This is a genomic window from Agrococcus sp. AC640b, assembly GCF_979255995.1.
Map to the genome: position 1 here is coordinate 1 of NZ_CEEDMM010000004.1, position 24,778 is coordinate 24,778.

A 24,778-nucleotide genomic window follows, 5' to 3' on the forward strand; every position below is an offset into this window, starting at 1 on the left:
CACGGGGATGACGCCCCACCCGTACGAGACGACGGCGCTGAGCTCGCGGATGGCCTCGGCCTCGGGCTCTGGCACGCTGACGAAGTGGAACGGCGCCGGACCGCGCCACTCGAACACGTCGCCCTCGATCGTCACGTCCACGCCGACCTCCTCGTCACGCGGCATCCTCGCACGCGCGGCCGACGCGGCTCGCTCAGTCGGCGAGCGCCGCCTCGATGCCCTCCTCGATGTCCTCGACCCGCTGCAGGTCGAGCATCTGGCCGTCGATGTAGATCGTCGGCGTGCTCTGCACGCCGAGCGCGACACCCGCGTCGTAGTCGAGCTGCACGCGGTCGCCCGTCGCCTCATCGACGATCGCGGCGTCGTACGCGTCCATGTCGAGCCCCAGGTCCTCTGCGAACGTGCGGAACGTCGCGGCGGCGTCCTCGGTGCCCGCCCAGTCGGTGTGGGTGTCGAAGAGCCGCTGGTACATGGCCTCGAACTGCCCCTGCTCGGCGGCAGCCTCGGCTGCGAGCGCTGCCGGGAACGCGTTCTGGTGCGATGCGAGCGGGAAGTAGCGCACCGCGAAGGTCACCTCGCCGTCGTACTGCTCGCGCAGCTCCTCCATCGTCGGGTACACGAGGGAGCACGAGGGGCACTCGAAGTCGAGGAACTCGACGACGACGGGCGCGCCCTCCCCCGCGTCGGAGAGGATGTGCGTCGTGTCGTCGAGCGTGTCCGCGGCGGTGATCTCGCCCTGATCGGTCGGCGCGGCGGCCTGCTCCCACGGTCGCGTCGCGAACAGCACCGCCGCGACCACGATCACGAGGGCTGCGGCGACGATGCCGAGGATGTTCCAGGTCTTTGCGGTCATGCGGCGGCCTCTGCGGTCGTCGGGGCACGGGACCAGCCGAGCCTACGGTCCGCTCCTATGGGACGTCGATGCCCGCCCAGCCATCCATCCACAGGCTCGATCGACGTGTCGGCGCCGGCTCGTAGGGTCGAGGCATGCACGGCATCGTCCCTCCGTTCCTGCTCGAGCGTCTCGGCGAGCATCCGAGCGCCACCGTCGCGCGCTGCGCGCAGCGGACCCTCACGCTCGACGAGGCGGTGCGAGCGTCGCGGCGTTCGGCGCGCGCCGGCGCCCCCGCGTCCGAGGCCCGATCCCTCGTGGCCGACGCCGATCCGGCACCGCGACGCACGATCGCCGACGCGCAGCGCACCATGCGGCTGCCAGGCACGACCGTGCGCAACGAGGGCGATGCGGCCACGGGCGACGTCGCCGTCGACGAGGCGTACGACGGGCTCGGCATCACCTGGACGCTGCTGCACGAGGCCTTCGGGCGTGACTCGCTCGACGGCGCCGGCATGCCGCTGCTCGCGACGGTGCACTACGGCGAGGCGTACGACAACGCGTTCTGGAACGGCGAGCGCATGGTGTTCGGCGACGGCGACGGCGAGGTGTTCCTCGGGTTCACCGGGGCCGTCGACGTCATCGGCCACGAGCTCGCGCACGGGCTCGTGCAGGCCACGACCGATCTGGTCTACCAGGGCCAGTCCGGCGCGCTCAACGAGTCGGTCGCCGACGTCGTCGGCTCGCTCGCGAAGCAGCACGCGCTCGGCCAGCGTGCCGACGAGGCCGACTGGCTGGTGGGCGCAGGCCTGTTCGCACCCGGCGTCGACGGCGTCGCGCTGCGGTCGCTGCGGGCGCCTGGCACCGCGTACGACGACGACGTGCTCGGCAAGGATCCGCAGCCGGCGACCATGGCCGACTACGTCGACACCACGAGCGACAACGGCGGCGTGCACATCAACTCCGGCATCCCGAATCACGCCTTCTACCTCGCGGCGACCGCGATCGGAGGGCGGGCCTGGGAGGGTGCGGGGCTCGTGTGGCTCGACGTGCTCACGAACGGCTCGATCGGCGTGCGCGCCGACTTCGCCGAGTTCGCCGCCGCCACGATGGCCGCCGCCGAGTCGCGCTTCGGCGCCGACTCGGCCGAGCGCGCCGCGATCGTCGATGCGTGGGACGCGGTGGGCGTCACGCGCGAGGGATCCGCGACGGCGCCCGCTGCCGACGGCGCGCCCGGCACGGTGCGCGTCGAGCGCTCCGGCGGCATGCTGGGGCGCGAGCGCATCGGCGTGCTGCCCGAGTCGGCGCTGCCGAGCCGCGACCAGCGCGCCCTCGAGTCGCTCATCGACTCCGGCGAGCTCGCCGGCCTGGCAGCCGACGACGACGATCGCCTCCGCGACGCCTACGTCTGGCGCGTGCGGGTCGAGACGCGCATCGACGTCACGGTCGTCGAGCCGGCGCTGCCCGACGAGGTGCTCGTGCTGCTGCACCGCATCCTCGAGCTCGGCGAGCGCCGCTGACCGCGGCCGACGTCGGCGTCGCGGAGGTCAGACGACGGCGGCGAGGGCCTCGATGACCGAGCGGATCGCCGGCACCCGGTCGGCGCCGGGGCGGTGGCGGATGCTGAGCGCACGCCCGGATCCGTCGGCGAGCGGCTTGGCGACGACGTCGGCACGCTGATGCGCTGCGACGCCCATTGCGGGCAGCAGCGCCACGGCGCCCGTGCAGGCGACGAACGACTGGGCGGCGACGAGGTCGTCGGTGGAGTGCTGGATGTCGGGCGAGAAGCCCGCTCGGGCCGCGAGCGCCTCGAGATGCGTGCGGCAGCGCGGGCAGCCGGCGACCCAACGATCCCCCGCGAGGTCGGCGAGCGCGATCGACTCCGCATCGGCGAGCGCATGCCCCTCCGGGACGACGACGAGGCTCGGGTCGTCGCCGAGGGCGACGCGATCGAGCCCCACCTGATCGGTCGTCTCGGCGTACTCGAACACGACGGCGAGATCGACGTCGTTCGCCGAGACGGCCTCGAGCGCCTCTGGCGGCTCGGCCTCCACGACGCGCACCTGCACCTGCGGCGCGTCGCGCAGCAGGCGCGCGATGGCGCGCGGCACGAGATCGGCCATCGCCGAGGGGAAGGCGGCGAGGGTCACGGTGCCGCCGCCTGCGACGAGCTCGGCGAGCTCGGCCTCCGCCTGCCGCAACGAGGCCTCGATCGCGTCGGCGCGTGCGAGCAGCCGCTGGCCGGCCTCGGTGAGCGTGACGCCCGTCGGGCCACGCAGCAGCAGTGCCGTGCCGAGCTCCCCCTCGAGCGTTCGCAGATGCTGGCTCACCGCGGGCTGCGTCCATCCGAGCGTGCGCGCGCCACCCGAGACGGACCCCGCGCGTGCGACGGCGCGGAAGATGAGCACGCGGCGGGGGTCGATGTCCATGCCATAACCATACGTGATGGATGACCCAGGAGAGAGAAGGCTAGCCACTGGCTAGGTGGGCCTGGTGCGATGGAGGCATGGAGACCATCGGCCTCATCGGCGGCATGAGCTGGCACTCGACGCTCGACTACTACCGTGCCATCAACGAACGCGTCGCGGAAGCGCTCGGCGGGCATCACGGCGCGCGCATCCTGCTCTCGAGCGTCGACTTCGCCGACGTGCGCGACCAGCAGGTCCGCGAGGACTGGGACGTCGCGGGTGCCTTCCTGGCCACCGAGGCCCGCCGTCTGGAGGCCGCGGGCGCCGACCGCATCGCGATCTGCACGAACCTCATGCACAAGGTCGCGCCGGCGGTCGAGGCCGCGATCGAGGTGCCGCTGCTGCACATCGGCGACGCGGTCGCGACGAGCGCGCAGCGGCTCGGAGCCCGTCGCGTCGGCGTGCTCGGCACCGACTGGGTCATGCGCGAGCCGTTCTACCGCGACCGCCTCGCGCTGCACGGCATCGAGACGAGCGTGCCCGGTGCGCGCGAGCGGGGCGTGATCGACGGCATCATCTGGAGCGAGCTCACCCGCGGCGTCGTGCGCGACGCGTCACGCGAGGCCTACCTCGCGATCGCGGCGAGCCTCGTCGACGACGGGGCCGAGGCGATCGTGCTCGCGTGCACCGAGATCCAGCTCCTCGTGGGCCCTGACGACCTCGACGTGCCCGTCGTCGACTCGATGGCCGCGCACGCGCAGGCCCTCGCGGAGGCGGCGCTGCACGCCGTCGCAGCGTGAGGGCGAGCCTCGCATCCCGCACCCCGTGCGGACGCGTCCCTGCGTGTCGCTGGGCGCCGCGCCTAGAGTGACGGCATGAGCGACACCGTCGAGATCGTCGACGCCCAGGACCGGGGCCGATTCGAGCTGCACGTCGACGGCACGCTCGCGAGCTTCGTCGACTACGCCGACCGCGACGGCACGCGCTCGTTCCCCCACACCCAGACGTATCCCGAGTTCGGCAGTCGCGGCTACGGCACGCTCGTGGTGCGCGCCGCGCTCGACGAGGCCGTCGCCGCCGGACGCACCGTCGTGCCGTCGTGCCCGTTCGTCCGCGCCATCGTGCAGCAGCACCCGCAGGAGTACGGCGCGCTGCTGGACTGAGACGCCGTCCGTCACGCACGCAGCACGCCCTCGCGCAGCACGGGCCTGCCGCCGCCCTCGAGGCGCTCGGCCATCGCGCGTCGCAGCGCCGAGTCGCGCGGGAGCGTGGATGCCTGCGGTGCAGGCGGTCGCATGCCGAACACGAACCACAGCACGTCCTCGGTGCCGTCGGCGTCGCTGGCCGTCGCCGCCCACCGCGCCGCGAACGCTGCCAGGCGCGACCCCGGCAGCGCGTCGACGAGCCACGGGTCGAGCATCCACGACCGGCAGTGCACGATCGCGGTCGCACGTTCGGGGAACGCCGCCTCGCCCACGGCGGCCGAAGCCGCGAGCGTCGCGTCGACGTCGGACGGCGCGAGCGCGGCGCCGGAGGGGATGTGCAGCGACCGCACCCAGCCGAGCCGCCGGTGGCGGACGTGCGCGACCTGCAGCGCGCCGTGCTGCAGCAGCGCCCCCGACCACACCATCGCCAGCCAGTCCTCCGTGTCGAGCCCCGGCCGCCCCGTGGCGGCGCGGTGCACGCGCAGCTGCCGACCGAGGTCGCCGACGCCCGACGCCGCCGTGCGCGCATCGAGGCCGCGGCCGCGCAGCCACGCAGCGACGTCGGCGGCCGTCGCGACGAGCGCCAGCGTCGCGAGGGTGCCTGCGGGAGCATCCGGGTCGTCGTCGAGCGACGCGAACGGCGACGCAGGCTGCTCGTCGGTGCCACCGATGCCGGCCAGCAGTCGCGTCGCGGCTGCCGCGACGCGCGCTGCTGCGTCGTCGTCGGCCTCGAGCCTGACGATCGCACGCTCGATCTCCTCGCGATCGTCGGGATCGAGCCCGAGCGCGTCGAGCGGTGCCGCCGCGAGCCGTCGCCGCAGCGTCGTCGCGTCCAGCGGCGTCGCTCCGGCCGTCACGACTCGTCGAACCCGCGTTCGACGAGCCCGGCGATCGCCTCGACCGCCTCGCGCGCCTGGGCACCCGACGCGGCGATCGTCACGGTGTCGCCACGGTCGAGCCCGAGCGCGAGCACGCGCAGCATGCTGCGGGCATCCACGCCGTTCACACGTACCTGGGCGTCGAACGTCGCGGCGAGCTGCACGAGATCCGCGGCAGGGCGTGCATGGAGGCCGGAGGCGTTCACGAGCGACAGCGTGCGCGTCGGGCCATCGCCGACCCCCTCGTCTGGCGCATCGGCCGCCGCGACGTCGCCACGCGCGGACTCGGCGGCCGCGAGCACCGCGTCGAGCGGATCGCCCGACTGCGCGGCGACCGCGGCGGCCACGGCGCCCTCGACGATCGGGGCGTCGGCGATCCGCACGCCCGCACGAGCGTCGGCCTCGAGCAGGTCGAGCGCCGTCTCGGCCGTGAGCACCGCGGAGCCCAGGTCGCACAGCACGACGACGCCGTCGCCCGCGTCCGCCTCGGCGAGACCGGCGACCACGAGGTCGAAGCTCGTGCCGATGCCGCCGTCGTCGGTGCCGCCTGCCGCGACGATCGCGACGTCCGCCGCCATCTGCCCCGCGAGCTCGACCACCCCCTCGGCGATGCGCGCCGAGTGCGACACGACGAGGATGCCGACGCTCACGCGTCCGCCGCCGCGCGCAGGATGAGCGCAGTCGACTCGCTGCCGGGGTCGCGATGCCCGATGGCCCGCTCGCCGAGGTACGACGCGCGCCCCTTCCTCGCCACGAGCGGCTCCGTCGCGACGGCGCCGGCCTCGGCGGCATCCGCTGCGGCTGCGAGCGCGGAGGTCGCGTCGCCGGCAGCCGCCGCCGCGTCGACAGCGGGGGTCCATGCATCGACCATCGTCTTGTCGCCGACGGAGGCCTTGCCACGGGTGACGATGCCGTCGCGCGCAGCCCGCAGCACGTCGACGAGCACGTCGTCGAGGGTCGTGGCGTCGCCAGCCGCCAACGACGCCTTGAGGAACGCGGTGCCGAACAGCGGCCCGCTCGCCCCGCCGACCGTGGAGATGAGGGTCGTCGCGACGAGCTTGAGGATCGCGCCCGGCGTCGCGTCGGCGTCGAGATCGGCGAGCCGCGCGCGCACGGCCGTGAAGCCGCGGTCGAGGTTCTCGCCGTGGTCGCCGTCGCCGATGTCGCGATCGAGGTGCGTGAGCTCGGCCTTGCGCTCGGCGATGCGGTCGGCGACGAGCCCGATCCACCTGCGCGTCCAGTCGGCGTCGAGCGTCATCAGCGACCCCAGCGCAGCGCGGGCGTCTGCACCGGCGCGTCCCACAGCTCGGTGAGCGCGTCGTCGAGGCGCAGCACCGAGATCGACGCGCCCTGCATCTCGAGGCTCGTCACGTAGCTGCCCACGAGCGTGCGCGACACCGTGATGCCCTTCGACGCCAGCACCTCGGCGGCGCGACGGAACACGACGTACAGCTCGATGAGGGGCGTGCCGCCCATGCCGTTCACGAACAGCAGGGCACGATCGCCGGACGCGAACGGCAGGTCCTCGAGGATCGGCTCGAGCAGACGGTCGACGATCGCGTCGGCGGGCTCGAGCGCGATGCGCTCGCGACCGGGCTCGCCGTGGATGCCGATGCCGATCTCGATCTCGTCTGGGCCGAGCTCGAACGACGCCTCCCCCGCGTGCGGCACCGTGCACGGTGCGAGCGCCATGCCCATCGTGCGCACCTGCGCGTTGACCGTGCGTGCGACGGCGGCGACCTCCGCGAGCGAGTCGCCGCGCTCGGCGGCCGCACCCGCGATCTTCTCCACGAGCAGCGTGCCGGCGACGCCACGCCGACCGGCCGTGTAGAGCGAGTCCTTGACGGCGACATCGTCGTCGACGATCACCGACTCGATCTCGATGCCCTCGGCGAGCGCGAGCTCGGCGGCGGTCTCGAAGTTCAGCACGTCGCCGGTGTAGTTCTTCACGATGTGCAGCACGCCCTTGCCTGCGTCGACCGCCTTCGTCGCCGCGAGGATCGGATCGGGCGTCGGCGAGGTGAACACGGGGCCAGGCACGGCCGCGTCGAGCATGCCGTGGCCGACGAAGCCGCCGTGCAGCGGCTCGTGGCCGGAGCCGCCGCCCGACACGAGCGCGACCTTGCCGGCGACGGGTGCGTCGCCGCGGACGATGACGTACGGCGGGTCCTGGATCACGCGGAGCTCGGGGTGCGCGGCGGCGATGCCTGCGACCGCCTCCTCCACGACCTTCGACGGATCGTTGATGAGCTTCTTCATGGTCTCCCACTTCGATCGGGGGTGCGACGTCGCTGCCAACCTACGCCCCGGCGCTCCGGTGCGGCAGGGCGCCGGGCGACGTGCCGTCACCCGTGCCGCGATGCACGACGTGTCGGGGCTGTCGGCGTCCATTGCCCAGGCATAGGCTGACGCTGCCCCTCGTGGAGGAGGGGCCGGGCGCAGCCCGTCTGATGCGGAGAGCAGGGTCGAAGTTGGACAATCTCGGTTTGGTGTTCCTGTCGGAGACCGTGGGGACGGCGCTGCTGCTCCTCCTCGGCACCGGCGTCGTCGCGAACGTCGTCCTGGCGAAGACCAAGGGCTTCGGGGGCGGCTTCCTCATGATCAACTTCGGCTGGGGCCTCGCGGTGTTCGCGGGCGTGCTCGTCTCCGGCTACTCCGGCGCGCAGCTCAACCCCGCCGTCACCGTCGGGCTCATCGCGAACGGCGTCGTGCAGGGCGACGAGGTCCCGTGGGCCGCATACGCGATCTCGCTCGTCGGCCAGCTGGTGGGCGCCTTCATCGGCGCCGTGCTCGCCTGGCTCGCCTACAAGCAGCACTTCGACGCCGAGGAGGACCCTGCAGCGAAGCTCGGCACCTTCGCGACCGGCCCCGGCATCCGCTCGTACGGCTGGAACCTCGTCACCGAGATCATCGCGACGTTCGTGCTCGTGTTCGTCATCCTGTCGTTCGGCCTCAACGGAGCCGACGAGGCGCTCACGGGTCCGCTCAGCGCGCTCGCGGTCGCCTTCACGGTCGTCGCGATCGGCGCGTCGCTCGGTGGTCCGACCGGCTACGCCATCAACCCCGCCCGCGACCTCGGCCCCCGAATCGCGCACGCCGTCCTGCCCATCGCGGGCAAGGGCGACAGCGACTGGGCCTACGCGTGGGTGCCGGTCGTCGGCCCGCTCATCGGTGGTGCGCTCGCAGGCGCGCTGGCGCCGGTGCTGCTGGCCAGCGGCCTCGCCTGAGCGTCACGGCGCCCACCTCGACCCGTGCGATGGAGGGGGGTCGTCCCCCTCCGTCGACACCCCATGGGCCGCGCACAGCGGCCTCCCCTAGCCTCTGACCACCACCCACCACGAAGGAGTGACAATGGCTGACGACTACGTCATCGCGATCGATCAGGGCACGACCTCGACGCGCGCCATCCTGTTCGACCACGCCGGGAGCATCGTCTCCACCGGCCAGCTCGAGCACGAGCAGATCTTCCCCCAGGCCGGATGGGTCGAGCACGACCCGAAGGAGATCTGGAACAACACGCGCGAGGTGATCGGTCAGGCGCTGTCGAAGGCCAACGTCACCCGCCACAACGTGAAGGCCATCGGCATCACGAACCAGCGCGAGACCGCGGTGGTGTGGAACAAGACCACGGGCGAGCCCGTCTACAACGCGATCGTCTGGCAGGACACCCGCACGCAGAAGATCGTCGACCGTCTCGCAGACGGCGACGTCGAGCGCTACAAGGCCAAGGTCGGACTGCCGCTGGCGACGTACTTCTCCGGCACGAAGATCGTCTGGATCCTCGAGAACGTCGAGGGTGCTCGCGAGGCCGCCGAGGCCGGCGACCTGCTGTTCGGCACCACCGACTCGTGGGTGCTGTGGAACCTGACCGGCGGCGTCGACGGCGGCGTGCACGCCACCGACGTCACGAACGCGTCGCGCACGCTGTTCATGGACCTCGAGACGCTCTCGTGGGACGAGTCGATCCTCGCCGACTTCGGCGTGCCCGCCTCGATGCTCCCGGAGATCAAGTCGTCGTCCGGCGAGTTCGGCATCGCGAGCGACGCGAGCCTCCTGCGCGAGACGCCCATCACGGGCATCCTCGGCGACCAGCAGGCGGCGACCTTCGGCCAGGCGGCGTTCGACAAGGGCGAGGCGAAGAACACCTACGGCACGGGCAACTTCCTCATCTTCAACACCGGCGAGGAGATCGTCCACTCGAAGAACGGGCTGCTCACCACCGTCGGCTACAAGATCGGCGACGAGCCCACGCACTACGCGCTCGAGGGGTCGATCGCCGTGACGGGATCGCTCATCCAGTGGCTGCGCGACAACCTGGGCCTCATCGCCGACGCACCGAGCGTCGAGACGCTGGCGAAGACCGTCGAGGACAACGGCGGCGCGTACTTCGTGCCCGCCTTCTCGGGTCTGTTCGCGCCGTACTGGCGTCCGGATGCGCGCGGTGCGCTCGTGGGCCTCACCCGCTACGTGAACAAGGGCCACATCGCCCGCGCAGCGCTCGAGGCCACGGCGTTCCAGACGACGGAGGTCGTCGACGCGGTCAACGCCGACTCGGGCGTCGACCTCACCGAGCTCAAGGTCGACGGAGGCATGATCGCGAACGACACGCTCATGCAGTTCCAGGCCGACCTGCTGCAGGTGCCGGTCATCCGTCCCGTGGTCGCCGAGACCACGGCGCTGGGCGCCGCCTACGCAGCGGGTCTCGCGGTCGGGTTCTGGGGCAGCCTCGACGAGCTGCGCGAGAACTGGCAGGAGGACTCCCGGTGGGAGCCCAACCTCGACCAGGCCGAGCGCGACCGCACCTACCGCAACTGGAAGAAGGCCGTGCAGAAGACCCTCGACTGGGTCGACGACGACGTGCGCTGATCGCGCGATCGCATCGCACGCGAAGGGGGCCGGCATCGCCGGCCCCCTTCGTGCGTCACGACCAGGTCGGGTCGAGCAGCCAGATGGCGATCGTCGTGATGGCGACCCAGCAGATCGTGAGCTTCGCGTAGGCGACGGCGAGCAGCGCCGTCGCGAACCAGTCCTCGTCGGGGTCGAGTCGGGACTCGGGGGTCGGCTGCTTCGCCAGATGCAGGAGCACGATGGCGACCGGGTCGAGCATGCACGCGGTGAGGATGCCCGCGAATCGGATGCGCTCGCGCTCGCTGCGCACCGGCACCGACGCGTCCGGCGCCTCCATCGGCAGGAGCACGCGCGCCCAGCCGTCGATCCACCAGGCGAAGATGACGAGCGCGACGGCGACGCCGACGATCACGAGGCTCGCGATCGCATCGTCGTCGACGGTGAACAGCGCCGCCTGGCCGCCGTCTGCGCCTTCGAAGCGCTCGCGCACGAGCGGCAGCACCCTGCCGAAGAACGCGAGCCCCGCGAGGCATCCGCCCATGAGCGCCGTCAGGATCGTCACCGGATGGCGCATGCGCAGCAGCAGCATGACCGCGACCCACGTGATGAATCCCGCGAACTCGACGGCCGAGATCGCCCCGATGCGCTGCCTGCCGAAGACGTCGGTCGAGACCATGAGCACGCCGGCGACGGCGACCACCGCGTGCAGCGAGAGCGCCCATCCGGCGAGCAGGCGCGCGTCGCGCGAGGCAGGGGCGAGCAGCACGACCACGGCCATGAGCGCGATGCCGAGCAGCCGCAGCGACAGCAGCGCCTCGAAGGCGGGCGGCTGCTCGAGCAGCAGGGTGATGCCGTAGGCGACGAGCACGGCACCGGCGGTGAGGGTCGTGACGATGAGCGAGCGCGTGCCGTGGTCGCCCCATCGCACCGGCACCCGGCGCCACGGCTCGACGGTGTCGCGCGACCCGAGCCGCGCGTCGACGGTGCGGTCCTCGAGCAGCGTCGCCATCGGGCCGGCGCCGAGCGCCTGCTCGGCGACGCGCCGCTCCACCTCAGTCTCCCGTCGTGCGCGACGCCGCGACGCGCCAGCGCTCGAGCGTCGCTACGGCAGCGCCGGAGTCGATGGCGCTCGCGGCCACCACGAGCGTCTCGCGCAGGCGGTCGCGCAGCGGCCGGTCGCTCTGCCGCGGATCGCCGTGCACGCGCCACGCGGCGAGCGCCGCAGCCGCGTTCAGCAGCACGATGTCGCGCACGGGCCCCTGCTCCCCCGCGACGGTCCGCCGCACCGTCTCGGCGTTCGCGACGGCGTCGCCACCCACGAGATCCGACATCGACGCGAGCGTGATGCCCAGCTCGCGAGGGTCGACGTCGTGCTCGACGACGTCGCCGCGCACGACCTCCCACAGCTCCGAGTGACCGGTGGTGGTGAGCTCGTCGAGGCCGTCCTCGCCGCGGAAGACGAACGCGGTGCCGCCGCGGGTGGCGAACACGCCGACGAAGTTCTGGATGCGCGAGCGATCCGCGACGCCGCACGCGGTCACCTCGGGACGCGCCGGGTGCACGAGCGGGCCGAGCTGGTTGAAGACCGTCGACACGCCGAGGGCCGCACGCACGGGTCCGGCGTGTCGGAATCCGGGGTGGAATCGCATGGCCCACGCGAACGAGATGCCCGCCTCGTCGAGGATCGCCCGCACCGTCGCGGGATCCTCGTCCTCGGGGATGACGCCGAGCTCGGTGAGCACGTCCGACGCGCCCGAGAGCGACGACACCGCGCGATTGCCGTGCTTGAGCACCGGCACGCCGGCCGCGGCGCACACGATGCTCGCCATCGTCGAGACGTTGACGGTGCCGTGCCGGTCGCCGCCGGTCCCCACGATGTCGAGCACGAGCGACGAGCCCGGCAGCGCGACGGCGTGCTCGAGGATCGCGTCGCGGAAGCCGACGAGCTCGTCGACCGACTCGCGCTTCGCGCGCAGCGCCGCGAGGAACGCGCCGAGCTGCGCGGGCTCCGCTCCCCCGGACACGACCTCGCCCATGGCCCACGCCGCCTGTCCGATCGTGAGATCCTCAGGGGTCAGCAGCGTCTCGAGCACGCCGGGCCAGGACTTGGGCTCCATGGGCACAGCCTATCGACGCCACGCCTCGCAACCGCTGCCGAGAGTACGCTCCGAATCGCCTAGGATGGACCTGTGACCAGCACCTCCCTCTCCCACCCTGGGGCGACGCAGCTCGTGCGTCGGCCCAACACCGTCGCGGTCGGGACCATCGTGTGGCTGGGCAGCGAGGTCATGTTCTTCGCCGGCCTGTTCGCGATCTACTTCACGCTCCGCTCGACGACCGGCGACATGTTCGCGACCGAGTCCTCGCTGCTGAACGTGCCCTTCGCGACGGTCAACACGACGATCCTCGTGCTCTCCTCGGTGACCTGCCAGTTCGGCGTGTTCGCCGCCGAGCGTCTGCAGAAGGGCCGCACGGGCTCGCTGTGGAACGTGAAGGCCTGGGGCATGGTCGAGTGGTTCTTCCTCACCTACGCCATGGGCGCGGTGTTCATCATCCTGCAGGTGTTCGAGTACGCCGTGCTGGTGCATGAGAACGTCACGCTGGCGACGAGCGCATACGGCTCCGCCTTCTACATCACGACCGGCTTCCACGGCCTGCACGTCACGGGTGGCCTCATCGCCTTCCTGTTCGTGATCGGGCGCGCATACGCGGTGAAGCACTTCGGTCACAAGGAGGCGACCACCGCCATCGTCGTGTCGTACTACTGGCACTTCGTCGACGTGGTCTGGATCGCTCTGTACCTCATCATCTACTGGCTCCGCTAGAAGGGCGCTTCTCTTGGCACACCGCAGCAAGAAGGCCGGCAGGCGACACCCGCTCGCGAGCCTCGGCCTCCTCGTGCTCGGCCTCGTCGCAGCAGGCGGCGTCTCGACGGTCGTCGGGCAGGTCGCATCGGCAGACGCATCGTCGCAGCAGGCGACGCAGCTCACGGTCGACGACGGCGAGCAGCTCTTCCAGGCGAACTGCGCCTCATGCCACGGCGTCAACGCCGAGGGCACGTCCGAGGGCCCGACCCTCATCGGCGTCGGCGCAGCATCGGTCGACTTCCAGGTCATGACCGGCCGCATGCCGCTCGCGTTCTCCGGTCCGCAGGGCGAGGCGCGCGCGCCGCAGTTCTCGCAGGAGCAGTCCGACGCGATGGGCGAGTACATCGCCGAGCTCGCGCCCGGTCCCGACGTGCCCACCGAGGAGATGCTCGACACGGCGGACGCCGACGTCGCAGCCGGTGGCGAGATCTTCCGCATCAACTGCGCGATGTGCCACAACGTGGCCGGCGCAGGCGGCGCGCTCACGGAGGGCAAGTTCGCCCCCGACCTGCACGACATCGACGCCGCGCACATCTACGAGGCCATGCTCACGGGCCCGCAGAACATGCCGGTGTTCAACGACGACAACATCTCTCCCGAGGAGAAGGCAGACATCATCGCCTACCTCCACTTCCTCGACGAGAACCCGAGCGTCGGCGGCTTCGACCTGGGCTCGCTCGGCCCCGTGTCCGAGGGTCTGTTCATCTGGATCTTCGGTCTCGGCGGCATCGTGGCGATCACGGTCTGGCTGACGGCGAAGCCCAACTGATGACGGAGGACCAGAAGATGCAGGAGGTCGAGGTCGACCGCGAGGCCGCGCTCCAGCGCGCCAGCGAGTTCGAGAACCCCGGTCTGCCCCCGCACAGGAAGCGTCAGACCGATCTGCACCCGGAGAAGGAGAAGCGCGCAGAGCGCGTCGTCTTCGCCTGGTTCGTCCTGTCGGCCCTGGGCTCGATCCTCGCGGTCGTGGCGTACATCGTCGTGCCGATCACGCCGGGCGATCTCGAGACCACGAGGTTCAACAACCTCTTCCTGGGCCTCGGCATCGCGCTGGCGCTGCTGGCCATCGGCATCGGTGCCGTGCACTGGTCGAAGCAGCTCATGAGCGACGAGGAGCACGTCGAGCTCCGCCACGGCACGCGCGGCACCGAGAAGACGCGCGCGAAGGCCGTCGAGGTCTTCACGCTCGGCGACCAGGAGTCCGGCTTCTCGCGTCGCTCGCTCATCCGCAACTCGCTCATCGGCGCCATCGCCGTCGTGCCGCTGCCCGCGGTCGTGCTGTTCCGCGACCTCGCTCCTGCCGACCAGGTGCCCACCGACGTCTTCGCGCACACGATGTGGGAGGCCGGCACGCGCCTGTGCCTCGACCCCACCGGCACGCCCATCCGGGCAGAGGACGTCTCATACGGCTCCGCCTTCCACGTCATGCCGGAGGGCATCGACGAGGCGGAGCACCCGCTGGACGAGAAGGCGCTCGCAGCCGTGCTGCTCATGCGCCTCCCCGCCGATCAGCTCAACGAGCACCCGGACCGCGCAGGCTGGTCGTACGACGGCATCGTCGCGTACTCCAAGATCTGCACGCACGTCGGATGCCCCGTCGCGCTGTACGAGCAGCAGACGCATCACCTGCTGTGCCCCTGCCACCAGTCCACCTTCGATGTGAAGAATCACTGCAAGGTCATCTTCGGCCCGGCCAAGCGCCCCCTGCCGCAGCTGCCCATCGAGGTCGACGCCGATGGCTACCTCGTCGCCAAGAGCGACTTCACGGAGCCCGTGGGCCCCTCGTACTTCGAGCGTCTCCATGACGTCAACGAGGACGAGTACGTCCACGTCGCCGGTACCACCGAGGACCGCGCATGACCACCACCGAAGCACCGCAGGCACCGCAGTCGGCCCAGTCGCCGCAGCAGCGGCGCACCGTCACCTCCTGGGCGGCGAACTACCTCGACGAGCGCACGAGCATCTCGGGGGTCACGGCCTACCTCGGCCGCAAGATCTTCCCCGACCACTGGTCGTTCATGCTCGGCGAGGTCGCCCTCTACTCGTTCGTCGTGATCCTGCTCTCGGGCACGTTCCTGACGTTCTTCTTCGATCCGTCGATGGGGCACACGACGTACGAGGGCTCGTACGTGCCCCTCAAGGGCATCGAGATGTCGATCGCCTACGCGTCGTCGCTCGACATCTCGTTCGACATCCGCGGCGGCCTCCTCATGCGCCAGGTCCACCACTGGGCTGCGCTGCTGTTCGTCGCGTCCATCGGCCTGCACATGCTGCGCGTGTTCTTCACGGGCGCGTTCCGCAAGCCGCGCGAGCTGAACTGGGTCATCGGCTTCCTGCTCTTCATCCTCGCGATGGCAGAGGGCTTCACGGGCTACTCGCTCCCCGACGACCTGCTCTCGGGCAACGGCCTCGCGATCATCAACGGCATGATCAAGGGCATCCCGCTCGTGGGCGGCTGGATCTCGTACCTGCTGTTCGGCGGCATGTTCCCGGGCGTCGTCGTGATCCCCAGGCTCTTCGTGCTGCACATCATGCTGCTGCCCGCGTTGCTCATCGTGCTGCTCGGCCTGCACATGGTGCTGCTCGTGCTCAACAAGCACACGCAGTTCTCGGGCCCCGGCAAGACGAACGACAACGTCGTGGGCGTGCCGATCATGCCCGTGTTCGCTGCGAAGGCAGGCGGCTTCTTCTTCCTCGTCTTCGGCGTCATCATGGCGATCGCGGCGACGTTCACGATCAACCCGATCTGGAACTACGGCCCCTACGACCCATCCCCCGTCTCGGCAGGCACCCAGCCCGACTGGTACATCGGCTTCGCCGACGGTGCGCTGCGCCTCATGCCCGGCTGGGAGTCGGAGCTGTTCGGGTTGACGTTCTCGTGGAACGTGCTCATCCCGATGGCGGTGCTCGGCCTGTTCATCGTGCTCGTGATGTTCTATCCGTTCATCGAGGCGTGGGTCACGCAGGACACGCGTGAGCACCACCTGCTCGACCGTCCGCGCAACGCTCCCACGCGTACCGCGATCGGTGCCGCAGGCGTCGTCTTCTACGCCGTGCTGTGGGCGGGTGCCTCGTCGGACCTCATCGCCACGCACTTCCGGCTCAACGTGTTCCAGGTGACGTGGGTGCTGCAGGCGCTCCTGATCCTCGGACCGGTCATCGCGTTCTGGACCACGAAGCGCGTCGCGCTCGGCCTGCAGAAGAAGGATCGCGAGATCCTGCTGCACGGCTTCGAGTCCGGCCGCATCGTGCGACGCCCCGGCGGCGAGTACGTCGAGGTGCACCAGAGCCTCGACGAGTACGAGTCGTGGAAGCTCAAGGCGTTCGAGTCGCCGGAGCCCGCCAAGGTGCGGCCCGACGCTCGCGGACGCATCACGACCGGCACGCATGTGCGCGCGGCCATCTCGCGCTGGTTCTTCGAGGACCGCATCGAGCCGGTCACGAAGGGCGAGCTCGAGCGCTCGTCGCACCACTGATCCGCATGCTGGGCTTCGGGCTCCACACCTTCGGCGACGTCCTGGGTGCGGAGCCCGACGCGCATCCGCGCACCATCCGCGAGGTCGTCGCCGAGGGCGTGCTCGCCGACGCGAGCGGCGTCGACTTCCTCGGCCTCGGCGAGCACCACCGCGGCGACTTCTCGCTCACGGCACCCGAGGTCGTGCTCGGCGCCCTCGCGAGCGTCACGCAGCGCATCCGCCTCGGCACGGCCGTCACGGTGCTCTCGTCTGCCGACCCCGTGCGCGTGTTCGAGCAGTTCGCCACGATCGACGCCCTCTCGAACGGACGCGCGGAGCTCATCGTCGGTCGCGGGTCGTTCGTGGAGTCGTTCCCGCTGTTCGGCTTCCGCCTCGAGGACTACGAGACGCTCTTCGAGGAGCGGCTCGACCTGCTCGCCGCGCTCGTGGCCGAGCAGCCCGTGACGTGGAGCGGCACCCTGCGCTCGTCGCTGACGGAGCAGGAGGTGTGGCCACGCTCCCAGGCGTCCGTCACGGGCTCCCGCGTGCCCGTGTGGGTCGGCGTCGGAGGCACGCCGCAGTCGGTCGTGCGGGCTGCGCGGCACGGCTTCGACCTCATGCTCGCCGTCATCGGCGGCAGCCCGAGGGCATTCGCACCGTTCTCGGGGCTCTACCGCGAGGCGATGGCACGATTCGGGCACGACGGCGGTCGCGTGGGTCTGCACTCCCCCGGTCTCGTCGCCGAGAGCGACGCGGAGGCGCGTGCGCTGCTGCGTCCGCACTGGATCGTGCAGCGCAACCGCATCGGGGCCGAGCGGGGCTGGGGTCCTGCGACGACGCGCGAGTTCGACGACGCCGCGAGCGACGACGGCGCGCTGTTCGTCGGCTCGCCGGAGACGGTCGCGGCGAAGATCGTGCGTGCCGTGCGCGATCTGGGCCTCGACCGATTCGACCTGAAGTACGCCTCCGGCACCCCGCACGATGCGAACCTGCGCACGATCGAGCTGTTCGGCACCGAGGTCATCCCCCGCGTGCGAGCCGCGCTCGACGCCGGCTGAGGCCTCGAGCGACGATCCCTATGCGGGGAGCGTGGCGCCGCAGTCGCGGCAGCGATCCGCAGCCGGGACGACCATGAAGCACGAGGTGCACGTGACCTCCTTCATGGCAGGGCTCGGCGTCGCCCGCGGTGCCCGCACCGCGCTGCGATCGCGTGCTGGCCTCCGCTCGCGCGTCGCAGGCCGTGCGACGGTGCGCGGCGTGCGCTGCGGCTGACCGCCGTCTGCTGGCAGCGTCGCACCGAACGCGCGGTAGCACTCGAGGCGATCCTGCGCCGCCTGCTGCTCGCGGGCCTGCACGGAGCCACCCGGCGCCGCGCCGACGTGGTCGCCGACCGACAGGTCGGCCTGCACGCACAGCGACGCCAGGCGCGGCTCGGTGCGTGCCTCGGCGTCCGCGGCGACGCGTCCCAGCACGGTCCCCATCCACTCGGCCGCCGGCTGGCGTGTGGTGATGCCCGTGTCGGCCTGGATGCGACGGCTCAGGTCGTCCTGGGTGATCCACGCCCCGTACTCCTGCGCGGTCTCGAGCAGCGCGGCGCGAGCCGCCGGCCACCACTGCCTGATCGCGTCGGCCTGCGAGACGTACTTGCCGTTGGCGAGGTCGGGCATGCGGGGGTTCCTCCTGGGTTGTGCTCCATCCGCCAGGCTACGTCACGAAGGGCGCCCTCGCGCTCCGGCCAGTCGCACGCTCCGGTCAGTCGCGCGCTCCAGCCAGTCGCACGCTCCGGTCAGTCGCGGGCGCCTGCGAAGGGCTCCAGCGCATCGCGCAGCGCGGCGAGCGAGGCGGCATCCATGCCCGTGGCCGCCATGACCTGCTCCGGCACGCGCAGCGCCTGCGTGCGCAACGCGACGCCGGCCTCGGTGAGCCCGATGTCGAGGACGCGCTCGTCGACGACGCTGCGCACACGGCTCACGAGCCCCTGCGCCTCGAGTCTGCGCACGAGCGGCGACAGCGTCGCGGGCTCGAGCGCGACCGCGGTCGCGAGGTCGCGCAGCGAGCGAGGCGCGCGCTCCCAGAGGGCGAGCAGCACGAGGTACTGCGGATGGGTGAGGCCGAGGGGCTCGAGGATCGGCCGGTAGATGCCGACGACGTTCCGCGCTGCCGTCACGATCGCGAAGCACACCTGCTCGTCGAGGCGCAGGAGGTCGTCGGATGCGGTCATGCGCCCATGCTAGCCGAATGATGAGTACACTGATGATCATGGCACGAAGGGAACCGCTCGGCGCACGCATCCGCGCAGCGGGCGGACTCTACCGGTGGGCGAACGCGAACCTCATCCGAGTCGCAGGGCCGCCGCAGCTCGGCCCCTGGGGCGAGCAGCGCGAAGGCGTCGCGACCGCGCGCGGCTGCCCGGAGTGCGGTGCCGCCTGGGATGCGCACGACGTCGACCGCTCGCTCGGTCGCTCGGTGCTGCACTGCCCAGCACCCTGATGCACAGCGCCCGCCGCTGCTAGCGTCGATCGGGTGCTCGGACCCCGCGACCGCCTGCCGGCCATCCCCCAGCGCATCCTCGTCGCCGGGCTCTCCGGCTCGGGCAAGACGTCGCTCGCGCGTCGGCTCGCAGCGATCCTCGCCATCGAGCACACCGAGATCGACGCACTGCATCACGGCGCCGGCTGGCAGCCGCGCCCCGAGTTCCTCGACGACGTCGACGCGCTCGTCGCACGCGCATCGTGGATCGCGGAGTGGCAGTACGGCTCGGCGCGCGAGCGCCTCGCCGACGGTGCCGACGCGCTCGTCTGGCTCGACATGCCGTACGCGGTGTCGATGACGCGGCTCGTCGTCCGCACGCTCCGCAGACGCCTCCGCAAGGAGGTGCTGTGGAACGGCAACGTCGAGCCGCCGCTGGCGACGTTCGTCACCGACCGCGACCACGTGGTGCGCTACGCATGGCGAGGTCGCGCGAAGTACCGCACCATCGTCCCCGAGCTCGAGCGGACCCATCCGCACCTCACGGTCGTGCGCCTGCGCTCGCAGGCCGACGTCGAACGCTGGCTCGCCGGCCTCCCCAGGCACGACGACCCGCCCCGCGCACGCACGCGCGACGCCTGACCCCTGCGACGAGCGGATGCGCCCGCAGACGACGAAGCCCCGGCCGTCGCCGGCCGGGGCATCGCGTGCAGCGCGTCAGCGCGCGAAGTTGCCGCGGTAGTACTCGAAGACCCAGCCGACGAGCATGATGACGACGAGCGCGGCACCGATCGGCAGCAGGAAGACCGAGATCGCAAGGCCCATGAACGTGAGCGCGAGCGACGCCGCGAGGAAGATCGGCCACCACGACCACGGCGAGAAGTGCCCGATCTCGGGGTCGCCGTCGTCGATGAGCGCCGACGCGTCGTCCTCGGGCAGCTGTCCGCCCGACGTGCGGTGCACCAGGCCCATGTACGCGGCGATGAACGCCGCGAGGATGGCGCACAGGCCCATACCCACGGAGCCGACCCACTCGACCTCGCCCGCGTACTCCAGCATGTGCCAGATCGTGTAGCCGGTTGCGCAGATGAGGAAGAAGACCGCGAGGATCCAGAGGATCGCGATGTTGGCGCGCATCGGCTACTTCACCTTGCCTTCGGAGATGTCGAGCACGGGGCGCTCGGGAGCGTCCTTGAACGGGCCGACGCCCACCTGCGGGCCCACCTCGGGGTGGTGCAGGTCGAATGCGGGCGACTCGCTGCGGATGCGCGGGATCGACGTGAAGTTGTGTCGCGGCGGCGGGCAGCTCGTGGCCCACTCGAGCGAGCGACCGGAGCCCCACGGGTCGTCGACCGTGACCTTCTCGCCGTGCCTCGCCGTGATGTACACGTTCCACAGGAACGGCACCATCGAGAACGCCAGGATGAACGCGCCCACCGTCGAGAGCTGGTTCATCCAGGTGAACCCGTCCTCCGGCAGGTAGCTGTAGTAGCGACGCGGCATGCCCACGACGCCCAGCCAGTGCTGCACGAGGAACGTCATGTGGAAGCCGATGAAGAGGAACCAGAAGTGCACGTGGCCGAGACGCTCGTTGAGCATCTTTCCCGTCCACTTCGGCCACCAGAAGTAGAAGCCGGCGAACATCGCGAACACGACCGTGCCGAAGACGACGTAGTGGAAGTGCGCGACGACGAAGTAGCCGTCGGAGAGGTGGAAGTCGAGCGGCGGCGACGCGAGGATGACGCCGGTGAGGCCACCGAAGACGAACGTCACGAGGAAGCCGAGCGACCACACCATGGGCGTGTCCCACGTGATCGATCCGCGCCACATCGTGCCGATCCAGTTGAAGATCTTCACGCCCGTCGGCACGGCGATGAGCATCGTCATCAACGCGAACCATGGCAGCAGCACCGAGCCCGTGACGTACATGTGGTGCGCCCACACCGCCACCGACAGGGCAGCGATCGCGATCGTCGCGTAGACGAGCGTCTTGTACCCGAAGATCGGCTTGCGCGAGAAGACCGGCAGGACCTCGGAGATGATGCCGAAGAACGGCAGCGCGATGATGTACACCTCTGGGTGCCCGAAGAACCAGAACAGGTGCTGCCACAGCAGCACGCCGCCGTTCGATGGGTCGTAGATGTGCGCGCCGAAGAGTCGATCGGCGCTCATGCCGAAGAACGCCGCCGCGAGCACCGGGAAGGCGATGATCACGAGGATCGACGTGATGAGCACGTTCCACGTGAAGATCGGCATGCGGAACATCGTCATGCCGGGCGCGCGCATCGTCATGATCGTCGTGATGAAGTTCACGCCACCGAGGATCGTGCCGAAGCCCGACAACGCCAATCCAAGGAACCAGAGATTCGCTCCGACGCCTGGCGAGAAGGTCTCGTCGCTCAATGGTGCATAGGCCGTCCAGCCGAACGACGCGGCGCCCTGCGGCGTGAGGAAGCCGGCGACCGCCATGAGCGAGCCGAACGAGTACAGCCAGTACGCGAAGGCGTTGAGACGCGGGAAGGCGACGTCGGGCGAGCCGATCTGGATCGGCATGAGCACGTTGGCGAAGCCCGCGAACAGCGGCGTCGCGAACATGAGCAGCATGATCGTGCCGTGCATCGTGAAGAGCTGGTTGTACTGCTCCTTCGTGGGCACGATCTCGAGGCCGGGCTCGAAGAGCTGCGCACGGATGAGGAGCGCCATCACGCCGCCGACGGCGAAGTAGATGAACGACGTGATCAGGTACATGTACCCGATGGTCTTGGCGTCGGTAGAGGTGATCCACTTCACCAGGACGTTGCCCTTGCGCTCGAAGCCCTCGGAGCCGGTGCGCTGCTCCTGTGCGGTCGCGGTGGCCATCACTCGCCTTCCTGATCGGCCGGAGCCTCTGGGGTGCCGTCGGACTCGTCGCTGCCCTGGTTGGCGGGGTTCGTCACCGGGTTCAGTCCATCGCCGAACTGCTCGATCTCGTCGCCGGTGAGCACGTTGCCCTCGGTCTCGAGGCTCTCGAGGTACGCGTCGTACTCGGCCTGCGAGACCACCTCGACCTGGAAGAGCATGAGGGAGTGGTACTCGCCGCAGAGCTCGGCGCACTTGCCCGTGAACACGCCCTCGACGTCGCCGGTCTCGAAGTAGAACGCATTGGTCACGCCCGGGAGCGTGTCCTTCTTGTAGAGGAAGTCGACGATCCAGAACGAGTGCGCGACGTCGCGCGACTCGAGCTCGATCTCGACGGTGGAGTTCACCGGCAGGTAGAGCGTCGGCAGCTCCTCGGTGTCGACGCCGCCGCCCTCGATCTCCTGGCCCTGGATGCCCTGGAAGTACACCGACTGCGCGTCGGTCTGGTCGTAGACGAAGTCCCACGCCCAGCGCTTCGCGTAGACGGTGATCGAGACGTCGGGGTCGTCGATCGGCTCCTCGATCGCCGCCTGGTCACGCGCCGTGAAGGCGAAGAAGCCCACGACGAGGATGACGGGGACGACCGTGAAGAAGACCTCGATCGGCATGTTGTAGCGCAGCTGCACCGGGAAGCCCGTCTGGCCCTTTCGGCGACGGTAGGCGATGCCCGCCCACAGCATGAGCCCCCACGTGATGACGCCCACCGCGAGGAGGACGATCCACGACGTCACCCACAGGCCGACGATGCGGTCGACGTGGTTCGTGACACCGGGCGTGGAGGGGAGCCAGCCCTGGAGCTGCTCCTGGGTGCATCCCGCCAGAGCGAGCGTCAGCACGCCGATCATGGGGATCGCGAGCCACCGAGACGTGCGACGAGTGCGCAAGAGTGCTTCCTTACGTATGCCTGCTGTGCGGTCCAATCCTAGTACGCGCCCAGCAGACGCTGAGGACCAGCCGATGGGTGTTGCGCGGAGCCACCTGCAGATGCATGCCCTGGGCCGGGCGTGTCGGACGGCGCTGGCACGACGAAAGGGCCCCGGCGCTGTCGCACCGGGGCCGTTCGTCGATCGTGCTGCCTAGTGGAAGCTGTCGCCGCATGCGCAGGAGCCCTGCGCGTTGGGGTTGTCGAGCGTGAAGCCCTGCTTCTGGATCGAGTCCTCGAAGTCGATGGTCGCGCCATCGAGGTACGGCACGCTCATGCGGTCGACGATGACCTCGACGCCGTCGTAGTCGCGGACGGCGTCGCCGTCGAGGTACCGCTCGTCGAAGTAGAGCTGGTAGATGAGGCCAGAGCAGCCGCCCGGCTGCACGGCGACGCGCAGGCGCAGGTCGGTGCGGCCCTCCTGATCGAGGAGGCGGCGGACCTTGTCGGCTGCGGCGTCGGTGAGCGCGACGCCGTGCTCGTCCTCGGTCGCCTGCTCGGCTGCGGTGGTGGTGTCGGTCATGATGCTCCCCTCGACGAAGGTCAACGCGTCGCGTCGCTCGGTCATTCCGCCGCCACGATCATCGCACCGGGCGGGCGTTCGCGCGAGCGAGCAGCGCCGCCTCGGCGAGGATCGCCTTGCGCAGCACGCCCAGGTGCTGCGACTCGTTCGGGCTGTGCGCCATCGTCTCCGGGTCCTCGACGCCCGTCACGAGGATCTGCGCGTTCGGGAACTGCGCCACGAGCTGGGCGATGAACGGGATCGAGCCGCCGATGCCCTGCAGCACCGGCTCGGCACCCCACGCATCCGCCATCGCACCCTGCGCCTCGCCCGCGGCCCAGCCGTCGACGTCGACGAGCACCGGCTCGCCGAGGTCGACGTCGGAGATGTCGAGATGCGCCCCGAACGCCGCGTGCGACTCGAGGTGCGTGCGCAGCGCGTCGAACGCCGACTGCGCGCTCTGACCGGGCGCGATGCGGGCCGAGACGCGCACGGCCACCTCGGGCAGCAGCGTGTTCGACGCATCGGCGACGCTCGGCGCGTCGATGCCCGTGACGGTGATGGACGGCTGGAACCAGCTGCGCGAGAGCAGGCTGCCCGCGCCGAGCAGCCGCACGCCCTCGAGGAGCGCCGCCTCCTCGCGCAGCTGCGCCTCGTCGCGCTCGGGCGTGGGCGCATCATGGCTCGTGAGCCCCTCGACCGCGACGGAGCCGTCTGCCGCCCACAGCGTGTCGAGGGTGCGGATGGCCGCGAGCATCGCGTCGGGCACCGCACCGCCGTACATGCCCGAGTGGCTCGCGTGCTCGAGCGTGCGCACCGCGAGCCGGAACGTGACGTTGCCGCGCAGCGCGACGGTGAGCGAGGGCACGTCGGTCGACCAGTTGTCGCTGTCGGCGACGACGATGACGTCGGCGGCGAGCGTGTCGGCGTGCGTCTGTAGGAAGCGGCCGAACGAGCGGGAGCCGAACTCCTCCTCGCCCTCGACGAACAGCACGAGCCCGAGGTCGGGGTCGGGGTGCGTCTCGGCGAACGCCCGCAGCGCTGCGACGTGCGTCATGACGCCCGCCTTGTCGTCGGAGGCGCCGCGACCGTACAGCCGCTCCCCCACCTCGGTCGGCTCGAACGGCGGCGTGCGCCACAGCGCCTCGTCGCCCCACGGCTGCACGTCGTGGTGCGCGTAGAGCAGCACGGTCGGCGCACCACCGCGCGCCTCGCGCCTGGCGAGCACCGCCGGCTGCCCCTGACGGCCCTGCTCGTCGTCGACCTGCTCGATCGCGACGTCGTCGAAGAGCCCCGTGCCTGCGACGAGCTCGCGCACGGCCTCGGCGCTCGCGCGCACGTGGGCCCTGTCGTACGCGGCCCAGGAGACGCTCGGGATGCGCACGAGGTCCTTGAGGTCGCCGACGGCGCGGTCGAATCCGCCGTCGACGGCGCGACGGAGCTGGTCGAGATCTGCGGAGGTCATGCTCCCGATCCTACGGACGGCGTGCGACG

The 24,778-nt window shown here is 70.8% G+C and carries 27 protein-coding genes; 12 read left to right on the plus strand and 15 right to left on the minus strand.

Going from position 1 to position 24,778, the window contains the following annotated elements:
* Window positions 1-193: 193 nt before the first annotated feature.
* Window positions 194-853 (minus strand): DsbA family protein, encoded by a 660-nt coding sequence (locus ACZ6H8_RS02330; RefSeq protein WP_464144008.1) that lies wholly within the window; start codon window positions 851-853, stop codon window positions 194-196.
* 134 nt (window positions 854-987) lie between these two features.
* Here ACZ6H8_RS02330 and ACZ6H8_RS02335 point away from each other — a divergent pair, with 134 nt between their 5' ends.
* A complete protein-coding gene (locus ACZ6H8_RS02335; RefSeq protein ID WP_464144011.1) occupies window positions 988-2,352 on the plus strand; it encodes a protealysin inhibitor emfourin in 1,365 nt (454 codons plus the stop codon).
* Window positions 2,353-2,379: 27 nt separating this feature from the next.
* On the opposite strand, the gene ACZ6H8_RS02340 is transcribed toward ACZ6H8_RS02335, so the two are convergent.
* Window positions 2,380-3,261, minus strand: a complete 882-nt coding sequence (locus ACZ6H8_RS02340; protein WP_464144014.1) for a LysR substrate-binding domain-containing protein — start codon at window positions 3,259-3,261, stop codon at window positions 2,380-2,382.
* A 77-nt stretch (window positions 3,262-3,338) separates the two neighbouring features.
* On the opposite strand from ACZ6H8_RS02340, the gene ACZ6H8_RS02345 reads away from it, so the two are divergent.
* Window positions 3,339-4,040 (plus strand): aspartate/glutamate racemase family protein, encoded by a 702-nt coding sequence (locus ACZ6H8_RS02345; RefSeq protein WP_464144016.1) that lies wholly within the window; start codon window positions 3,339-3,341, stop codon window positions 4,038-4,040.
* A 75-nt stretch (window positions 4,041-4,115) separates the two neighbouring features.
* Window positions 4,116-4,403, plus strand: coding sequence for a GNAT family N-acetyltransferase (locus ACZ6H8_RS02350; protein WP_464144020.1), 288 nt, complete (start codon window positions 4,116-4,118; stop codon window positions 4,401-4,403).
* Window positions 4,404-4,414: 11 nt separating this feature from the next.
* On the opposite strand, the gene ACZ6H8_RS02355 is transcribed toward ACZ6H8_RS02350, so the two are convergent.
* The 4 genes from ACZ6H8_RS02355 to dhaK are packed head-to-tail and all read right to left on the minus strand — an operon-like array spanning window position 4,415 to window position 7,582.
* A complete protein-coding gene (locus ACZ6H8_RS02355; protein ID WP_464144023.1) occupies window positions 4,415-5,302 on the minus strand; it encodes an acyltransferase domain-containing protein in 888 nt (295 codons plus the stop codon).
* The gene (gene dhaM, locus ACZ6H8_RS02360) at window positions 5,299-5,973 is read right to left on the minus strand and encodes a dihydroxyacetone kinase phosphoryl donor subunit DhaM (protein ID WP_464144025.1); all 675 of its coding nucleotides are present in this window, start codon (window positions 5,971-5,973) and stop codon (window positions 5,299-5,301) included. The genes ACZ6H8_RS02355 and dhaM overlap by 4 nt, the downstream gene beginning before the upstream one ends.
* Window positions 5,970-6,581, minus strand: coding sequence for a dihydroxyacetone kinase subunit DhaL (gene dhaL, locus ACZ6H8_RS02365; protein WP_464144027.1), 612 nt, complete (start codon window positions 6,579-6,581; stop codon window positions 5,970-5,972). The genes dhaM and dhaL overlap by 4 nt, the downstream gene beginning before the upstream one ends.
* Window positions 6,581-7,582 carry a dihydroxyacetone kinase subunit DhaK gene (gene dhaK / locus ACZ6H8_RS02370; RefSeq protein WP_464144029.1) on the minus strand — a complete coding sequence of 334 codons (1,002 nt, stop codon included), beginning with the start codon at window positions 7,580-7,582 and terminating at the stop codon, window positions 6,581-6,583. The genes dhaL and dhaK overlap by 1 nt, the downstream gene beginning before the upstream one ends.
* A 191-nt stretch (window positions 7,583-7,773) precedes the next feature.
* On the opposite strand from dhaK, the gene ACZ6H8_RS02375 reads away from it, so the two are divergent.
* Together ACZ6H8_RS02375 and glpK are read left to right on the plus strand one after the other, a co-directional pair.
* The gene (locus ACZ6H8_RS02375; protein WP_464144032.1) at window positions 7,774-8,550 is read left to right on the plus strand and encodes an MIP/aquaporin family protein; all 777 of its coding nucleotides are present in this window, start codon (window positions 7,774-7,776) and stop codon (window positions 8,548-8,550) included.
* 124 nt (window positions 8,551-8,674) lie between these two features.
* Window positions 8,675-10,189: a glycerol kinase GlpK gene (gene glpK / locus ACZ6H8_RS02380; protein WP_464144034.1), complete on the plus strand. Its 1,515-nt coding sequence runs from the start codon at window positions 8,675-8,677 to the stop codon at window positions 10,187-10,189.
* Between the two features lie 55 nt (window positions 10,190-10,244).
* Here the strand turns inward: glpK and ACZ6H8_RS02385 are convergent, their stop codons facing one another.
* Window positions 10,245-11,222 carry a hypothetical protein gene (locus tag ACZ6H8_RS02385; protein WP_464144035.1) on the minus strand — a complete coding sequence of 326 codons (978 nt, stop codon included), beginning with the start codon at window positions 11,220-11,222 and terminating at the stop codon, window positions 10,245-10,247.
* Window position 11,223: 1 nt separating this feature from the next.
* A complete protein-coding gene (gene trpD, locus ACZ6H8_RS02390; RefSeq protein ID WP_464144037.1) occupies window positions 11,224-12,288 on the minus strand; it encodes an anthranilate phosphoribosyltransferase in 1,065 nt (354 codons plus the stop codon).
* Between the two features lie 72 nt (window positions 12,289-12,360).
* On the opposite strand from trpD, the gene ctaE reads away from it, so the two are divergent.
* The 5 genes from ctaE to ACZ6H8_RS02415 are packed head-to-tail and all read left to right on the plus strand — an operon-like array spanning window position 12,361 to window position 17,551.
* Complete coding sequence (ctaE, locus tag ACZ6H8_RS02395) at window positions 12,361-12,996, plus strand: aa3-type cytochrome oxidase subunit III (protein ID WP_464144039.1); 636 nt, start codon at window positions 12,361-12,363, stop codon at window positions 12,994-12,996.
* Window positions 12,997-13,009: 13 nt separating this feature from the next.
* On the plus strand, window positions 13,010-13,807 hold the full coding sequence (qcrC, locus tag ACZ6H8_RS02400; RefSeq protein WP_464144041.1) for a cytochrome bc1 complex diheme cytochrome c subunit: 798 nt from the start codon (window positions 13,010-13,012) through the stop codon (window positions 13,805-13,807).
* 17 nt (window positions 13,808-13,824) lie between these two features.
* Window positions 13,825-14,898 (plus strand): cytochrome bc1 complex Rieske iron-sulfur subunit, encoded by a 1,074-nt coding sequence (gene qcrA, locus ACZ6H8_RS02405; RefSeq protein ID WP_464144281.1) that lies wholly within the window; start codon window positions 13,825-13,827, stop codon window positions 14,896-14,898.
* Window positions 14,895-16,514: a cytochrome bc1 complex cytochrome b subunit gene (gene qcrB, locus ACZ6H8_RS02410; protein WP_464144043.1), complete on the plus strand. Its 1,620-nt coding sequence runs from the start codon at window positions 14,895-14,897 to the stop codon at window positions 16,512-16,514. Before qcrA ends, qcrB begins: the two co-directional genes overlap by 4 nt.
* Before the next feature lie 5 nt (window positions 16,515-16,519).
* Window positions 16,520-17,551 carry an LLM class flavin-dependent oxidoreductase gene (locus tag ACZ6H8_RS02415; RefSeq protein WP_464144045.1) on the plus strand — a complete coding sequence of 344 codons (1,032 nt, stop codon included), beginning with the start codon at window positions 16,520-16,522 and terminating at the stop codon, window positions 17,549-17,551.
* Window positions 17,552-17,569: 18 nt separating this feature from the next.
* On the opposite strand, the gene ACZ6H8_RS02420 is transcribed toward ACZ6H8_RS02415, so the two are convergent.
* A complete protein-coding gene (locus ACZ6H8_RS02420; RefSeq protein ID WP_464144047.1) occupies window positions 17,570-18,160 on the minus strand; it encodes a hypothetical protein in 591 nt (196 codons plus the stop codon).
* A 119-nt stretch (window positions 18,161-18,279) separates the two neighbouring features.
* Complete coding sequence (locus ACZ6H8_RS02425; RefSeq protein WP_464144050.1) at window positions 18,280-18,714, minus strand: MarR family winged helix-turn-helix transcriptional regulator; 435 nt, start codon at window positions 18,712-18,714, stop codon at window positions 18,280-18,282.
* Window positions 18,715-18,752: 38 nt separating this feature from the next.
* On the opposite strand from ACZ6H8_RS02425, the gene ACZ6H8_RS02430 reads away from it, so the two are divergent.
* Together ACZ6H8_RS02430 and ACZ6H8_RS02435 are read left to right on the plus strand one after the other, a co-directional pair.
* Entirely contained in the window at window positions 18,753-18,983 is a 231-nt protein-coding gene (locus ACZ6H8_RS02430) for a hypothetical protein (RefSeq protein WP_464144051.1), read from the plus strand.
* A 33-nt stretch (window positions 18,984-19,016) separates the two neighbouring features.
* A complete protein-coding gene (locus tag ACZ6H8_RS02435) occupies window positions 19,017-19,604 on the plus strand; it encodes a P-loop NTPase family protein (RefSeq protein ID WP_464144053.1) in 588 nt (195 codons plus the stop codon).
* Window positions 19,605-19,679: 75 nt separating this feature from the next.
* On the opposite strand, the gene ctaF is transcribed toward ACZ6H8_RS02435, so the two are convergent.
* The 5 genes from ctaF to ACZ6H8_RS02460 all read right to left on the minus strand — a co-directional run bounded on the left by ctaF (window position 19,680) and on the right by ACZ6H8_RS02460 (window position 24,749).
* Window positions 19,680-20,099: an aa3-type cytochrome oxidase subunit IV gene (ctaF, locus tag ACZ6H8_RS02440; RefSeq protein WP_464144054.1), complete on the minus strand. Its 420-nt coding sequence runs from the start codon at window positions 20,097-20,099 to the stop codon at window positions 19,680-19,682.
* 3 nt (window positions 20,100-20,102) lie between these two features.
* Window positions 20,103-21,821 (minus strand): aa3-type cytochrome oxidase subunit I, encoded by a 1,719-nt coding sequence (gene ctaD / locus ACZ6H8_RS02445; RefSeq protein ID WP_464144056.1) that lies wholly within the window; start codon window positions 21,819-21,821, stop codon window positions 20,103-20,105.
* On the minus strand, window positions 21,821-22,744 hold the full coding sequence (ctaC, locus tag ACZ6H8_RS02450) for an aa3-type cytochrome oxidase subunit II (RefSeq protein WP_464144058.1): 924 nt from the start codon (window positions 22,742-22,744) through the stop codon (window positions 21,821-21,823). The genes ctaD and ctaC overlap by 1 nt, the downstream gene beginning before the upstream one ends.
* A gap of 192 nt (window positions 22,745-22,936) precedes the next feature.
* The gene (locus tag ACZ6H8_RS02455) at window positions 22,937-23,305 is read right to left on the minus strand and encodes a HesB/IscA family protein (protein ID WP_464144061.1); all 369 of its coding nucleotides are present in this window, start codon (window positions 23,303-23,305) and stop codon (window positions 22,937-22,939) included.
* 58 nt (window positions 23,306-23,363) lie between these two features.
* Complete coding sequence (locus ACZ6H8_RS02460; protein ID WP_464144062.1) at window positions 23,364-24,749, minus strand: M20/M25/M40 family metallo-hydrolase; 1,386 nt, start codon at window positions 24,747-24,749, stop codon at window positions 23,364-23,366.
* Between the last annotated feature and the right edge of the window lie 29 nt (window positions 24,750-24,778).